Source organism: Mycobacterium sp. SMC-14, from assembly GCF_046250075.1.
Lineage (GTDB): Bacteria > Actinomycetota > Actinomycetes > Mycobacteriales > Mycobacteriaceae > Mycobacterium.
This window is the reverse complement of the sequence record NZ_CP176429.1, coordinates 3,172,639-3,186,996: the sequence shown is the minus strand read 5'-3', so window position 1 is coordinate 3,186,996 and position 14,358 is coordinate 3,172,639. Positions and strand designations below refer to the sequence as shown.

Annotated in this window: 13 protein-coding genes and 1 tRNA gene; 8 read left to right on the top strand and 6 right to left on the bottom strand. The window is 67.6% G+C overall.

The genetic code is table 11. The features are described 5' to 3' along the window. Window positions 1-264 precede the first annotated feature (264 nt). Window positions 265-1,050, top strand: a complete 786-nt coding sequence (locus ACKY0W_RS15055) for an SDR family NAD(P)-dependent oxidoreductase (protein ID WP_409434719.1) — start codon at window positions 265-267, stop codon at window positions 1,048-1,050. A gap of 98 nt (window positions 1,051-1,148) precedes the next feature. On the opposite strand, the gene ACKY0W_RS15050 is transcribed toward ACKY0W_RS15055, so the two are convergent. Next, on the bottom strand, window positions 1,149-1,574 hold the full coding sequence (locus ACKY0W_RS15050; protein ID WP_409434718.1) for a hypothetical protein: 426 nt from the start codon (window positions 1,572-1,574) through the stop codon (window positions 1,149-1,151). Window positions 1,575-1,780: 206 nt separating this feature from the next. Here ACKY0W_RS15050 and ACKY0W_RS15045 point away from each other — a divergent pair, with 206 nt between their 5' ends. Next, window positions 1,781-3,301, top strand: a complete 1,521-nt coding sequence (locus tag ACKY0W_RS15045; protein ID WP_409434717.1) for an aldehyde dehydrogenase family protein — start codon at window positions 1,781-1,783, stop codon at window positions 3,299-3,301. Here ACKY0W_RS15045 and ACKY0W_RS15040 read toward each other — a convergent pair. Continuing rightward, window positions 3,298-4,638 carry a PPE family protein gene (locus tag ACKY0W_RS15040; RefSeq protein ID WP_409434716.1) on the bottom strand — a complete coding sequence of 447 codons (1,341 nt, stop codon included), beginning with the start codon at window positions 4,636-4,638 and terminating at the stop codon, window positions 3,298-3,300. The two genes, ACKY0W_RS15045 and ACKY0W_RS15040, sit on opposite strands and share 4 nt — an antisense overlap. 132 nt (window positions 4,639-4,770) lie before the next feature. Here ACKY0W_RS15040 and ACKY0W_RS15035 point away from each other — a divergent pair, with 132 nt between their 5' ends. Beyond that, window positions 4,771-5,139 carry a DUF488 domain-containing protein gene (locus ACKY0W_RS15035; RefSeq protein ID WP_409434715.1) on the top strand — a complete coding sequence of 123 codons (369 nt, stop codon included), beginning with the start codon at window positions 4,771-4,773 and terminating at the stop codon, window positions 5,137-5,139. On the opposite strand, the gene ACKY0W_RS15030 is transcribed toward ACKY0W_RS15035, so the two are convergent. Then, window positions 5,140-5,661, bottom strand: a complete 522-nt coding sequence (locus tag ACKY0W_RS15030; RefSeq protein ID WP_409434714.1) for a hypothetical protein — start codon at window positions 5,659-5,661, stop codon at window positions 5,140-5,142. It lies immediately after the preceding gene. 49 nt (window positions 5,662-5,710) lie between these two features. Here ACKY0W_RS15030 and ACKY0W_RS15025 point away from each other — a divergent pair, with 49 nt between their 5' ends. The 5 genes from ACKY0W_RS15025 to ACKY0W_RS15005 all read left to right on the top strand — a co-directional run bounded on the left by ACKY0W_RS15025 (window position 5,711) and on the right by ACKY0W_RS15005 (window position 10,461). Continuing rightward, window positions 5,711-7,063 carry an MFS transporter gene (locus ACKY0W_RS15025; protein ID WP_406757525.1) on the top strand — a complete coding sequence of 451 codons (1,353 nt, stop codon included), beginning with the start codon at window positions 5,711-5,713 and terminating at the stop codon, window positions 7,061-7,063. After that, window positions 6,945-8,495: a PucR family transcriptional regulator gene (locus ACKY0W_RS15020; RefSeq protein WP_409434713.1), complete on the top strand. Its 1,551-nt coding sequence runs from the start codon at window positions 6,945-6,947 to the stop codon at window positions 8,493-8,495. Before ACKY0W_RS15025 ends, ACKY0W_RS15020 begins: the two co-directional genes overlap by 119 nt. A 59-nt stretch (window positions 8,496-8,554) precedes the next feature. Beyond that, a complete protein-coding gene (locus ACKY0W_RS15015) occupies window positions 8,555-9,811 on the top strand; it encodes an NAD(P)/FAD-dependent oxidoreductase (protein WP_409434712.1) in 1,257 nt (418 codons plus the stop codon). A 55-nt stretch (window positions 9,812-9,866) separates the two neighbouring features. Beyond that, window positions 9,867-10,316: a GreA/GreB family elongation factor gene (locus ACKY0W_RS15010; RefSeq protein WP_409434711.1), complete on the top strand. Its 450-nt coding sequence runs from the start codon at window positions 9,867-9,869 to the stop codon at window positions 10,314-10,316. 72 nt (window positions 10,317-10,388) lie between these two features. Then, window positions 10,389-10,461: transfer RNA gene (locus ACKY0W_RS15005), tRNA-Ala, on the top strand. Window positions 10,462-11,262: 801 nt separating this feature from the next. Here ACKY0W_RS15005 and ACKY0W_RS15000 read toward each other — a convergent pair. From ACKY0W_RS15000 to ACKY0W_RS14990, 3 genes are read right to left on the bottom strand one after another with little or no spacing between them, the layout of a single operon-like run. After that, the gene (locus ACKY0W_RS15000; RefSeq protein ID WP_409434710.1) at window positions 11,263-12,231 is read right to left on the bottom strand and encodes a D-2-hydroxyacid dehydrogenase family protein; all 969 of its coding nucleotides are present in this window, start codon (window positions 12,229-12,231) and stop codon (window positions 11,263-11,265) included. A 3-nt stretch (window positions 12,232-12,234) separates the two neighbouring features. Continuing rightward, on the bottom strand, window positions 12,235-13,503 hold the full coding sequence (locus tag ACKY0W_RS14995) for an amidohydrolase family protein (protein WP_409434709.1): 1,269 nt from the start codon (window positions 13,501-13,503) through the stop codon (window positions 12,235-12,237). A gap of 30 nt (window positions 13,504-13,533) precedes the next feature. Next, window positions 13,534-14,319 (bottom strand): class II aldolase/adducin family protein, encoded by a 786-nt coding sequence (locus tag ACKY0W_RS14990; protein ID WP_409434708.1) that lies wholly within the window; start codon window positions 14,317-14,319, stop codon window positions 13,534-13,536. Window positions 14,320-14,358: the final 39 nt, after the last annotated feature.

Genomic DNA, 14,358 nt, shown 5'->3' with positions numbered 1-14,358 from the left:
AAAGTCCTGGCCCGCCCCCGTTTCAGCTCAACCTCAACCGAGGCACCTGGCTCTCGCTTCCTCCCTCACGGCGGCGATTGCGCCGGGGGATCATCCGCTCGGACTTATCCTGTTCGCGTCCCGCCCTGTGGCGAGGCCTCGATCGCGATATAGCCCAGGGCTCCACACCTGCCTGCGCTCACGCGAAATCGAGTGGCCATCTATCGCGTTGAGAAGTTCGGCGCACAAAGAAGTAGGGGCAGTGTTGACCGAGATGATGCGCAGATGACGGACGGCGTAACCGAAGGACGAGGACGCCTCCTCGGAAAGTCGGCTGTGATCACCGGGGCAGCCTTTGGCATCGGCCGGGCCACCGCCGTGCTCTTCGCACGCGAAGGTGCGCGTCTGGTCGTGACCGATATTCAAGGCGAGCCGCTGCTGGCGCTCGCCGAGGAACTGCGCCAAGCCGGGGGGCAGGTCGAGACAGTCGTCGGCGACGTCTCGGTCCAGAATGATGCGCAGAGAATGATCGGCGCGGCGGTCGACCGATTCGGACGGCTCGATGTGCTGGTCGCCAACGCCGGCATCATCCCGCTCGGCGATGCGCAAGAGGTGACCGCCACCGACTGGGACAACGTGATGGCCATCGATGGCCGCGGCATGTTCCTCACGTGCAAATTCGCAATCGAGGCAATGCTGCCAACCGGCGGCGGCGCGATCGTGTGCCTCTCGTCGATCTCGGGCCTGGCCGGGCAGAAGCGGCAGGCGGCCTACGGGCCCGCTAAGTTCATCGCCAGCGGTTTGACCAAGCACTTGGCGGTCGAGTGGGCCGATCGGGGAATCAGAGTCAACGCCGTTGCCCCCGGGACGATTCGCACCGAGCGGGTCCAGCGGTTCCCGGAGGAGCCGGGTGGCTCAGCGTATTTGGCGGCGGTCGAGCGCATGCACCCGATGGGCCGTATCGGCGAACCGGCCGAAGTTGCCAGTGCCATAGTCTTCCTCGCTTCCGACGATGCCTCCTTCATCACCGGCGTCGTGTTGCCCGTCGACGGGGGATACCTCGCCCAATAGCGCCCTCCCCGCTGGTTCCACCGATAGAACACCGGCACTTTCATGAGCGGAGACCGGCGGTCCAACCCGCGATATGCGTTGCCCTGGATAGTGGAGTCCTAGTGCGGCGGCAGCCCCGCCACGTAATAACACGGCCAGACCTTCTCCCCGGGAAGGCCCGGCCTAGGCATGGCTCCGGGCGCGAACCATTCGGGACCGGTGCTGTACATCCAACAGTTCTTGTCCGCCAGGTCGCCCTTCTTGGAGGCGTCGTTGTTGGTGGGGTTGTTCGGCGGGTTGGCGTTGGATGGGTTGTTGTCGGGAGCATCGGGCCGCGGCGGCGAGAATCCCTTTTGCTGCTGCTCGTCCTGCTGTTCCTGGTTCTCGGCCGGCTCCTGCTGGGTTGAGGGCTCCGGGTCGGCCCAGGCCATCGGTACACAGGCGAGGACGATGCCCGCGGCAGTCCCGGCCGAGACGGCTTTGGCAGTGGTGACGACGAAGCGCCCAACCCATCGGCGACAACGCGTCCATACCCAATTAGTCATCGGCCTCTCCAGTCCCAGCGTGACGATCTGCTGATTTCGGACAGTAGGCGACTTCGCACCGATCGGATACAGGGATTTCCCTGTACTCCGGGCGCCTCGGGCAAAGTTTCCGCGACGGTTGACCTTGACAAATTCCCAGGCAGCAACCGACGATCAGCTACGGCGAGGTCACAGCCTTTCCGCAGGTTCTAGATCGGGAGCGCAACATGACCGCAGTGCAATCCAGGGCCGAGTCGATGATCACCGTGCACAACCCCGCGACCGGGGCTGTGTCGGGCACCGTGCCGATCGACGACCCCCAGACGGTGGCCGCCAAGGCCGCCCAACTCATTGCAGCCCAACCGGAATGGGAGGCGCTCGGACCGACGGGCCGCAAGCGCTGGCTGCTGGCCTGGCAGGACTGGATCCTGGACAACGCCGACCGCATTACCGAGGTGTTGATCTCCGAGACCGGGAAATCGCACGTCGACGCCAGCCTGGAGGCGGTCGCCACGGCAGACGCCATCGGCTACTGGGCCAAGAACGCCAAGGAGTTTCTCGCCGACCGGCATCCCAAGGCGCACAGCCCGCTCTATCGCGTCAAGCGGTTCACCACCGCCTACCGCCCCTACCCGCTGGTCGGGATCATCACGCCGTGGAACTTCCCGTTCGCGATGCCCGGCCTCGACGTGCCGCCGGCTTTGGCGGCCGGTGCGGCCGTGCTGCTCAAGCCCTCCGAAGTGACGCCGCTGTCGGCGGTCGAGTTCGTGCGCGGCTGGGCCGAGATCGGTGCCCCGCCAGTGCTCGGCCTGACCACCGGCTACGGAGACACCGGCCAGGCGCTGATCGAACACGCCGACTTCCTGCAGTTCACCGGGTCGACGGCCACCGGGCGCAAGGTCGCGGTGGCCTGCGCGCAGCGGCTGATTCCCTACGGTCTGGAGCTCGGCGGCAAGGACCCGGCGATCGTGCTGGCCGACGCCGACCTCGACCGCGCCGCCAACGGCATTGCGTGGGGCGGAATGTTCAACTCCGGACAGGTATGTGTGTCGGTGGAGCGCGTGTACGTCGAAGCCCCGGTCTATGACGAGTTCGTCGCGAAGCTGGCCGCCCGGGTGGGTGAGGTGCAGCAGGGCCAGGACGGTGACACCGGTGCCATGGCGACCGAAGCGCAACGCGACATCGTGGCGCGCCATGTCGAGGAGGCGACGGCCGCCGGGGCACGGGTGGTCACGGGCGGCAAGGCAACCGGCGTGGGGACGTACTTCGCGCCGACCGTGATCGCCGACGTCGACTCGTCCATGACATGCATGACCGAAGAGACCTTCGGACCGACCCTGCCGGTGATCAAGGTCGCCGACGAGAACGAGGCCGTCCGGCTGGCCAACGACTCGCCGTACGGATTGTCGGCCACGGTGTGGACGGGCGATAAGCGCCGCGGCGAGCGGCTGGCCCGTCGGCTGGAAGTGGGCGCGGTGAATGTCAACGATGCCTTGGTCAATGTCTTCTGTCCGGGGTTGCCGATGGGCGGCTGGAAGGAATCCGGCATCGGCTATCGTGCCGGTGGCGCGTCTGGAATCATCAAATACTGTCGGCAGCAAGCCATTACGTCGCCGCGGCTGCCCACCCAGAAGTCCGAACTGCTGTGGTACCCGTCGTCGAAGCGCCGGATGGGGGTGGCGCTGGGGGCCATGCGTGCCTTCGCGGCGCGAGGCCGGCGCCGGTTCGGTTCGCGGCCGAGCAATTAGAACGGCGACCGCTCGTCCGAGTCGTGATCCCAGGTTTCGGGCAGTAGCGGCACCGCCGGGCCCGAACCGAAAACGTTGCCGCGCAACCGGGCCAGTCCTGTTGCCCCCGCGTCGCTGCGCTGCGCTGTCCCGGTGAATCCCAGCGCTCCCGCGCCGGAATCCGAGCCGGCGGGTCTGGTCGCTTCGTCGGGTGATGCGGTGACGTCGGCATCCAGTGTCATGGTGGCGTCGGCGTATTCCTTCATCTGGGCGCGACGGCGACGCCGGGACCGCAGCGGTGCGCGCGCCGCCGGGGCGCGAGCCGAGACCGCCGCGCAGGCGCCCGCGGCCGGCGCTGGGGACCGGTCGCGGTCGGTCAAGGTGGGGCCGAAGCCTTCGGCGTGGCCGCCGGTCACCAGATAGGCCAGCGATTCGGCGCCGCTTACCGGTAGCGCCGGCCCGGTGGTCGTGGCGCCGGCCGGGCCGGAGGATGTCCCCGCCGAACCGGCGATAGCGCTCGCGACACCGACGGCAACGGCGACCGGCTCGTGGGCCGGTCGGGCCGCGATCGGGTGCCGTACCGCGACGGGCGGTGGTGCGGGCTGTTCGATGACCGGCTCCGGTGGCGGCACCTGCATCGATGCGATGAAGTCGTTGATGGCGTTGATCAGCAACGGCAGCACGATCGGGATCCGAACCGGAATCGTCACGATGAACAGGAACGTCGACCAGAACACGATGTTCCAGAAGATGAACCAGAACCAGCGGTTGGCCTCCTCGATCGGATCCGTCGGCTCGTCGTCGCCACCGGTTCCGGTGTCTGCGGCCAGGATCGGCGGCGGCGAGTCCGTGCCGGGTAGCGACGTCAGGGCAGCGCCGGCCATGGCCTCGTAGGTCGCCATGGCGGAGGCGGCCTGCGCCCACATGCGGGCGTAGTCGGCCTCATTGAGGGCGATCGGGATGGTGTTGATGCCAAAGAAATTCGTGGCGGTCAAGACGCCGTGGACGGTGTGGTTGAGCGCCAGCTCCGCCAGGGTGGGCATGGCGGCCAGGGCGGTGCTGTAGGCGGCCGCGACGACTTCGTGCTGGGTTCCGGCGTGGGCGCTTTCGATGCTGGCGCGGATCAGCCACTGCAGGTACGGCGCGTGCGCCGCGGTGTAGTTCTCCGCGCTGGGGCCCTGCCAGACCGCTGATCCGACGGTGCTCAGCACGCTGATCAGTTCGGTGGCCGCGTCCGCGTACTCGGTGCTCAGCGCCGACCAGGCGCCGGCGGCAGCCAGCAGGGCACCGGGACCGGGCCCGGCGCTCAGCAGCGCGGAATGCACCTCTGGGGGAGATGCGATCCAACCACCGTCCACGCCGGCCACCAATTTCTACGAGCGGAACTGTAAATATCGACAAGATAGCATTGCCTAAGCTAACTTCGAACTCGTCGATGGTGGTGGGAAGTGACGGCTGACATGCGCCGCGGGCCGGCGATAGCCTGGGGTATGAGTCCCCAAACCACCTTCCGAGTCGCCCGTGTTTACGACGAGCCCGGTGCCGAGGAAGGTGAACGAATCCTCGTCGATCGACTGTGGCCGCGGGGCTTCCGCAAGGACGACCCCCGGGTGGGGCACTGGTACAAGGACGCGGCGCCGTCGAACGAACTGCGCCATTGGTACAACCACCAGCCCGAGCGGTTCGACGAGTTCCTCAGCCGCTACGAAGAAGAACTGCAGACCGACAAGGGGGCCGCCGGGTTCGCCGGTCTGCGCGCGCTGGCCCGCGGCAAGAAGACCGTCACCCTGGTGACGGCGAGCCGCGACGTGGACGGAAGTCACGCGGCGGTGTTGGCCAAGCTGCTTGCCCGGCAGTGACTAGCTGCGGCCCGCGGTGGTGATCGCCATCCCGATCGGAATGCTCACCACCAACGCCGCCAGCAAAAACCGGTAGGCGAGCAGCGCCCAACCCCGCCGTGTGCTGCGCCGAACCCGGTAGAGCAGCCAGACCAGCACGGCGAACAGCAGCGCAGAACCCGCGTAGAACACCGCGACGTGGTCGGTGACCACGCCGAGCACGATGGCGGCTCCGGAGAGGTTGAACGCCGCGGCGCTCAGCGTTGCCTCGCGCGGCGACGGCGAGATGGCCGGCAGCAATGCTTGGCAGGCCCCGATCGCCAGTTGGCCGGCCCCGAGCACGAGGACCAGGTAGGCCACCGCCCAGACCCCGTGACGGGTGGGCGCCGGGGCCGCGATGGCGGCGGCTATCGCACCCCCGAGCACGATCGCGGTAGCGCCGGCTACGGCGAACGGTTTGAACGCGACCCACTGCTCCCACAGCTGCAGCAGCACCGGCCGCGGCGACGAGTGATCGGGGCCCGCATCGACGGCGTGGTTCATGGTCAAGCCTCCCGATTCAGAGATTACCGAGGCTGTCTAAAGTTATCGGGTGACCTACGACTCCCCGGCCGCCAAACCGCGGCTGCAGCGGGAGATCTGGGTACTGCTCGTCGCCAACGTTTTGATCGCGCTCGGCTACGGGTTGGTGTCGCCGGTGCTGCCGGTCTACGCGCGCCATTTCGGGGTGAGCATCTCCGCGACGACCTTCCTCATCACCGCGTTCGCGCTGACCCGATTGCTCTTCGCTCCGGTCAGCGGACTGCTGGTTCAACGGCTGGGTGAGCGCTGGGTCTACGTGGCCGGCCTGTTGATCGTCTCGGTGTCCACCACGGCCTGTGCCTTCGTGCAGACCTACGGACAGCTGCTGTTCTTCCGTGCCCTCGGCGGCATTGGATCGACGATGTTCTTCATCGCCGCGGTGGGCCTGATGATCCGGATCAGCCCGGAGGATGCTCGCGGCCGCGTCGCCGGGCTGTTCGCCACGGCGTTCCTGCTGGGCACCGTGGGTGGACCGATATTGGGAAGCCTGACAGCAGGTTTCGGCCTCAGCGCGCCGTTCTTGTTCTACGGTTCGGTGCTGATCGTGACGGCCACCGGCGTCTTCGTCAGCCTGCGCCACTCGCATTTGGCCGAGGCGGCCGAGTCGACCGGGCCCACCGTGTCGGTGCGGACCGCGCTGGGGAATCGTGCCTACCGCTCGGCGCTACTGTCGAACTTCGCCACCGGCTGGTCGGTCTTCGGTCTGCGGGTTGCGTTGGTGCCGTTGTTCGTCACCGAAGTCCTGGGCCGAGGGCCCTCCTTCGCCGGCTTGACGCTGGCGATGGTCGGGATCGGCAATGTCTGCGCGGTGTTGCCCAGCGGCCAGCTCTCGGACCGGATCGGTCGCAAGGGGCTGCTGATCGCCGGCCTGGCGGCATCGGGCGTCACGACGGTCTTGCTGGGCGCGAGCGCCTCGCTGGTGGTGTTTCTGGTGGTGGCGTACCTGACCGGGGTGGCCTCGGGGATCTACGGGTCGCCGCAGCAGGCCGTCATCTCCGACCTGGTCGGCAACCAGGCCCGGGCGGGCACCGCGGTGGCGACGTACCAGATGATGGCCGACTTCGGATCGATCGTAGGTTCGCTTGCGGTCGGCCAGATCGCCGAGCGGCTGTCCTTCGAGTGGGGTTTTGCGATCAGTGGTGGGGTGTTGCTGGTGGCGGCGCTCACGTGGGTGTGGGCGCCGGAGACCAGGGCGAGCAACCCGATCGGCGGGCTGGCCGATGAGACGTGGCTAGGCTCGGTTGATGGTGACACTGGACCGGCTGGTCAACGTGGTGGGCAGCTACGGGGTTCGGCTGAGGTTCTGCTCCATTCCGAGGACGACGCGGCTGAGCAGTGTCGTGATGCACGAGGTGACCGGTGAGCGCGTCGTCGTCGGCGACGTTCTGCTGGCGGTCGGCGCCCGCTCGGTAAAAGAGGCGGTGCGCTGGGCGGTGGCCGCCAAGGCCGTCGCCGTGCTGGTGCGCGACGTCGAGGACAAGACCTCCTTCGTGGGGGAGGGCGAGTCGCTGGCCGTGCTGGTGGTGGATGCGGCGGTGTCCTGGAGCGAGCTGGCCGCGGTGGTCTACGGGCTGGTGCTCGAAGGCCGGGAGACCGAATCGGGACGCGGGCCAACGGATCTGTTCGCCGTGGCCGACAGCCTGGCCGAAGCGGTGGCCGGTGCGGTCACCATCGAGGATCAGCTGGGCAGGGTGCTGGCCTACTCGCGTGGCCAGCGGTACGCCGACCCGGCGCGTTCGGCGACGATCCTGAACCGGCAGGAGTCCGAACCGCTTCGGGAGCTGTTCGAAAAGCGCGGTGTTATAGCGCATTTGGACCTTCACGACGAACCGTTGTACGTCGGTGCCGATCCCGAGCACGGCTTGACCGGCCGGATGGTCGTGGCGGTGCGCGCCGGCCGAGAGCTGCTGGGTGCGGTATGGGTGGCCTGCCCGGACCCATTGAGCGGTGAGCGGCTGACCGCCCTCGCTGATGGTGCTCGTACGGTGGCATTGCACGTGCTGCGGTCACGGGCCAGCGCGGACTTGGAGCGTCAAGTCGAATCCGATTGGGTGACCCGGCTTTTGGATGAGCGAACGGAGCCGGCCGACGCGGTCGCCCTGGTCGCCAGGCTGGGACTGCCGCAAGCCCCGCTGCGGGTGATCGCCGTGCACACCCGGATCGCCACGCAACCGCATGCCGGGCTGCTGTTGGCTTTCGAGGCCGTCACCACCGGGTTCGGCTGGTCGCGGCCCGGCCGCAGCGCACTGGCCGCCAACACGGTCTACACCCTGCTGCCGGCTGAAGATGCCGCCGCCGCCCGGCAGTGGGTGAGCGGCCTGGCCGCCGTCTTGCCGCCGCACGCCAGCGTGCTGGCCGGGATCAGTGCGGTTGCCACCGTCGCCGAGCTGGCCGCCGCCCGCCGGGAGGCCGAAGAATGCCTCGCGTTGCACGAGGCCGGGCCAACCGGCGGCGTAGCGCCGGCCTACGACGAGTCCTGGGACAAGATCGTGCTGCGCCGGCTGCACACCGCAGCGCGAGCCGGACGGGTGCCGACCCGCGGGCCGGTCGCAGAGCTGCGTCATCACGACGCGGCCCACAACACGCCGTATGTGGCCACGCTGCGGGCCTGGCTCGACGCCCAGGGTGATCTGGCACGGGCCGCCGAGCAGCTGGGCGTGCACGAGAACACGGTCCGCTACCGGCTGCGCAAGATGGCCGAGGTCACGCCACTGGGGCTGGAGGATCCGCGCACCCGATTCGCGGCGATGATCGAGCTCGCGGCGGGTGACATGTCGGAACTCGACAAACACTGACGCTGCTGTTGTGTGATTCGGTTAAACCGGGCGTCTGAGCGCAGTCGCATCATGGAGAGATGGGTGCGGCCAACCGAATCGACGGCGCGCCACGATCGGTGATCGTGGTGGGCGCCGGCGTCGTCGGGCTGTCCACCGCCTGGTTTCTGCAGGAGCGCGGTGTCGAAGTCACCGTGGTCGACCGGGTCGGAGTCGCGGCCGGTTCCTCGTGGGGCAATGCCGGCTGGATCTCCCCGGCACTGGCGATTCCGCTCAACGAGCCGGCCAACCTCCGCTTCGGGCTGCGGTCCCTGCTGAGCCGGACCGCGCCGCTGCAGGTGCCGCTCAACGCCGGCCCGGCACTGTGGACTTTCTTGGCCCGCTTCGCCGCGAACAGCCGTCCCGCAGCCTGGCGGCGCGCGGTGCGGGCCAACGCACCCCTGAGCGCGGAATGCATTGAGGCCTATGACGTTCTGCTCGCCAACGGGGTAGACGCCCCGGTCACCGATGCTCCGATCACCGCGATTTTCCGCACCTCCGCCGACGCGGAGCGATTGCTCGACGAGCTGCGCCGGTTCTCCGAGGCCGGCCAGCCGGTGTTCGGCACCGAACTGACCGGCGCGGCGCTGGCTGAGCGGGTGCCGCTGGCATCCGCGGCGGTTGCCGCCGGGGTGCAGATCGACGGTCAGCGCTTCCTTGACCCAGGCCGGTTCGTGACCGCGCTGGGGCGCACGGTGGTACAGCGCGGTGCCGTCCTGCACATTCTCGATGTCGCCGACGTGTCGCCCCACGGTGACGGCGTGGCCGTGACCAGCAGCGACGGCGCGACTTTGACGGCGGATGCGGCGGTGATCGCCAGCGGCGCCTGGTTGTCACGGCTGGCAGCACGCTGGATCCGTGTGCCGGTGCGGGCCGGGCGCGGCTACTCCTTCTCCGTGCCGGTGGATGGGCCGGTCACGGGGCCGATCTACCTGCCCGATGCCCGGGTGGCCTGCACGCCGTTGAACGCCCGCCTTCGAGTCGCCGGCACTATGGAGTTCGGCGACCCCGACGGCCCGATCGTCCCGGCCCGCGTTGAAGCGATCGTCGCCGCCACCCGCCCCCTGCTCGACGGCGTGCGCTGGGAGGAGCGCACCGACGTGTGGGTGGGCCCACGCCCGGTCAGCCCCGATGGCCGGCCCCTGGTGGGGGAGGTGTGCCCGCGAACCGTCTACGTCGCTGGTGGGCACGGCATGTGGGGCATGACGCATGGCCCCGTGACAGGCCGATTGTTGGCCGAGCAGATCACCACCGGCAAGCAATCCGCCGTGCTGCGTGACCTCGATCCCTTGCGCTGACCCGTCTGGGTCGGTGAGTTTCGAATCAAAATGCTGTTGTAAAGGAGAACTGTCGATGACTGATACGCACGGCGTCTGGATGACCCAGCAGGCCAAGGACCGGCTGCTGGCGGAGTTGGCGGAACTGTCTGCGCCGCAGGCTGCTTCGGGCAGCGAGGACATAGATGAACAACAAGCTCGTCAGGCCCGGATCCACCAGATCCACGACCTGTTGGCGGTCGCGGTGGTCGGGCAGGATCCGCCGGACGATGGGGTCGCCGAGCCCGGCATGGTGCTCACCGTCCGCTACAGCGACGGGGACACCGAGACCTTCCTGCTCGGGGTGCGCGACGACGACCAGGGTGGGTTGGAGGTCTACTCGCCGCAGTCGCCGCTGGGCATGGCGATCACCGGAGCACGGCCGGGGGAGGAGCGCACTTACCAGGTGCCCAGTGGGGCCAACGTGACGGTGACGCTGCTCGACGCGGTGCCGTACGGGCTGCATCAGACCCAGCATCCGGCCTGAACACAGGCCGACTGAGGAGCTGTTTTGAACCTTGGTGTGGCTGTGGTGTAGCTTCGATGAGCACGACAACGCGGGGCTATGGCGCAGCTGGTAGCGCACCACACTGGCAGTGTGGGGGTCAGGGGTTCGAGTCCCCTTAGCTCCACTCATTTCGATGGGTATTCCGTTCACTCTGCGCCGATCGCGCGGAATTGTGACCAGATCGTTTGGTAAACGCAGTGTCACGGCCGCCGAGTCGCATCGTTACCCTAACGAGTCAATTGGCCGGCCCGGTGACTTACAAGCCTGTGATACGGTTCCTTTGCAATCGAAAGATTGCGTGTCCGGGGGGACTGGATACTAATCATCGGAGTTTACGTGAAGAGCCTCGGGAGACTCGGTAAAGCGATATTCGCCGGTATCGGCATATCTGCGAGCGGGTTGTTTTTCAGCGGCCAGGCCGGTGCCGTTCCCGTTGCGCCCCTGCCCCTTGGGGGGCCGGTGTGCGCGGGTGGTGTGGTCGCTCAAACAGCCGGTGACGGCGGGGCGCCTGCCGGCGTGGTCGGAGCGGCCGGCGCGGTGCCGTGCGCAGCAGACCTGACCACTCTTGCTGGGCCTGTCCCGATGGGGCTACCGGGTCCGGTGCCTCCTATTCCGATCGCCCCGATTCCGGTGGTGCCCGGACTGCCGCCACCCGTGCCGCTGGTGGCGCCGGGGCCGGCCGGAGCCGCCGCCGCCAGTCCTATCGCGGGATTGATGACAGACGCCATCAGCGCCCCTATCGGCTTGGCCGGCGGTACTAAATAGCACGTGGCAGAAAAGGCCCGCGAACATTGCGTTCGCGGGCCTTTTCTATTGCGGGATTGTCTTCGAATATTGTTGACGAGAATTTATTTGTTGAACCGTTAGTCCGGCGCGACAGTTCTGTTATGAATAGCTGTTATCGGAATTTGGGTGACCGGTGCGGTCAAGATTTCACCAGGCGTCGCGGAGTGCCGGCACAGTAACTGGCGACGTCTTCGACGATATCGCGGTAAAACACGTTCATGCACTTCTCGGTCACGTAGCCCAGGTGCGGGGTCAGCACGGTGTTGCCCAGCGTGGTCAATGGGTGCTCGGCCGGCAGCGGCTCCTGGTCGTAGACGTCGAGCCCTGCGCCGCGGATCCGGCCGGTGCGCAGAGCGTCGATCAGCGCGGCCTCGTCGACCAGCCCGCCGCGCGAGGTGTTGACCAGGATCGCGCTGGGTTTCATCACGGACAGCTCATCGCGACCGACGAGTCCCCGCGTCGCCGCGGAGAGCACCATGTGGATCGACACGACATCGGCGGTCTCGAACAGACTGCGGCGGTCCCGCAGCTGCGCCCCCGCCTCGGCGGCGCGCTCGGCGGTCAGATGCGGGCTCCACGCCGTCACTCGCATGCCGTAGGCGTGTCCGACCGCGCCGACCAGCCGGCCGATCCGGCCCAGCCCTACCAGCCCGAGCGTCGCTCCGGCGAGATCGGCGCCGACGGTCTGTTGCCATCGGCCGGCGCGCAGTGCCGCGTCCTCGACGATCAGATGACGTTGCAGGGCGTGGATCAACGCCCAGGTGAGTTCGACCGTCGGCGTGATGGTGCCCCCGGTCCCACACACGGTGATCCCGAGTCGGTGGGCGGCGGCCACGTCGATGGCGGCGTTGAACGGCCCGGTGGTGACCAGCAATTTCAGCGACGGCAGCCGGGACAGCAGGTCGGCGCCGATCGGCGTGCGTTCGCGCATCGCGACCACCACCTCGCAATCGGCCAGCCGGGCCACCAATTCGTCACCGGGAGCGAGGTGTTCGCGGATCGCGAGCAGATGTACCGGCCGCGGTATGGGCGTCCAGTCCACCGTCTCGGCGATGCCCTGGTAATCGTCGAGCACCGCGATACGCAGCGGCGACGCGGTGGCTGCCATCGGTCAGAACGCATCCGGGTCGTGCTGGACCGCCTCGGGAACCGGATGCTGATAGAGGCGAGAGGCATTCTCCCAGGTGAACTTTCGTATCACGTCGGAAGGCAGGTTGCCGATCTCCTCGTGAATCACCTGCTGGGTGTTCGGCCACGACGAATCGCAGTGCGGGTAGTCCGCCTCCAGCATGATGTGGTCGGTGCCGATGCGCTCGTGCTGACAGAACGACGACTGATCTTCGACCGCGCAGAACCAGAAGTTGCGTTGCAGTACCTCGGCCGGGGAGAGCGTCTCGCCGAGCGCCTTCCAGGTTCCGTACATCTCGTGATAGCTCAGCATGTGGTCGAGGCGGTCCAACAGACCTGCGACCCAGCCGATCCCGCCCTCGGACAGGCAGATCTTCAACTCCGGGAAGCGGCTGGGCAACCCCGAGTACAGCCAGTCGACCGCGGCGGAGATGGCATAGGCGAAGAACAACACGCCGGCGACGTCCGGCGGGGCGTCATCGGTGGTCGACGGTGAGGTGCCCGACGAACCGATGTGCAGATTGACCACGGTGCCCGTGTCGGCGCAGGCGGCGATCATCGGGTCCCAGTGCCCGGAGTGGATGGTCGGCAGTCCCAGCATGGCCGGATTCTCACTGAAAGTGACGGCGCGGAATCCTCTTTCGGCGTTCTCGTAGATCATGGCCGCTCCGACCTCGGGATCCAGCAGCCAGGGCAGCTGACATCCGATGATGCGGTCGGGGTAGGAGCCGGCCCATACCTCGTGGTGCCAGTCGTTCCACGCTCGCACCGAGGCCAGCGCCAGCTCACGGTCGCCGGTCGTCAGCTGCAGGCGCTGGCCGGCGAACCCGGGCAGGAAGGAGGGGAAGTTCAGCGAGGCGTAGACGCCGTTGATGTCCATGTCCTTGATGCGTGCATGGATATCCCAGGCGCCGCGGCGCATCTCGTCGAAGCGGGCCGGCTCGAAGCCGTACTCCGACACCGGACGCCCGACCACCGCGTTGAACCCGACGTTGGGCAGCGATTGGCCGTCGTACATCCAGGTCTGGCCGCCGGCTTCGGTCTCGACGACCCGCGGCGCCCGGTCGGCCAGTTTGCGCGGCACTCGTCCGAGGAAGGTATCCGGGGGTTCGACGATGTGGTCGTCTACTGAGATCACCGTGTAGCGGCGTTGCGCGCGTGGCGGTTCCGGCAGGAAGGTCACGGTGCGCTCTGCTCCGGCCTTGGCGGTGGTGAAGCTCAGGTCTGAGCTGAGCTCGTCGATTGATTTCACCTGCGAACCTCAGTCTTCGGGCGTGGGGGATCAGTCGAGCACATGCCGGTCGGCCTTGATGGTCATGCGGGCCGCGCCGGCCCAGTACACGTCTGCGGCACGTTCGATCAGCGACGCCTGCATCCCGGCCATGTCGGATCGCTTCATCGGCGTGGGCTTCCGGCCGGTCAACATGACGTGGTAAGCCAGCTTGCACACTCGCTCGATGGTCGCCGACCGATAAACCGCCTCGGCCAGCGTGCTCCCGGTGGCGATCACCCCGTGCGACGCCAGGATCGTCAGGTTCGCATTACCGATGCGGCCGGCCAGATCCCGGGCTCGCGAAGCGGTGTCCACCTCGCCGTCGTAGGTGTCGACGAAGCACAGGTCGTCGAGGAAGAGCGACCCGGTCTGGTGGACGAGTTCGGGCAGCGTCTGCAGCGACGCCAGCAGGCTGACGTAGTAGGGATGGTTGTGGATCACCACGCGTGCGTCCGGGCGGGCGCGGTGCAACTCGGTGTGGATATGAATGGCGGGGGTGACGTCCCAGGGGCCCGCGACGACGCGGGCGTCTTCGTCGACGGTGCAGATATCGGAGGCGGTGAGTTCTGCCCACCACAGTCCCCACGGATTGACCAGCATCTCGGTCTGTCCGTGGGGCTGCCAGGTGATGTGACCGGCCATGTTCTCGGCGAAGCCGATTCCGGCGAGATGGCGAAACGCGATGGCCAGCGCCTGGGGGTTGCTCAGCTCGACGCCGATCGGCGGGACCACCGACGGCGACCAGACCGCTGAACCGCCGGGACGGGCGCACTGGACGTCGACGGACTCCGTCATGAACAAATCATATGGAAATAAGGGGCGTCGTCAACGCTG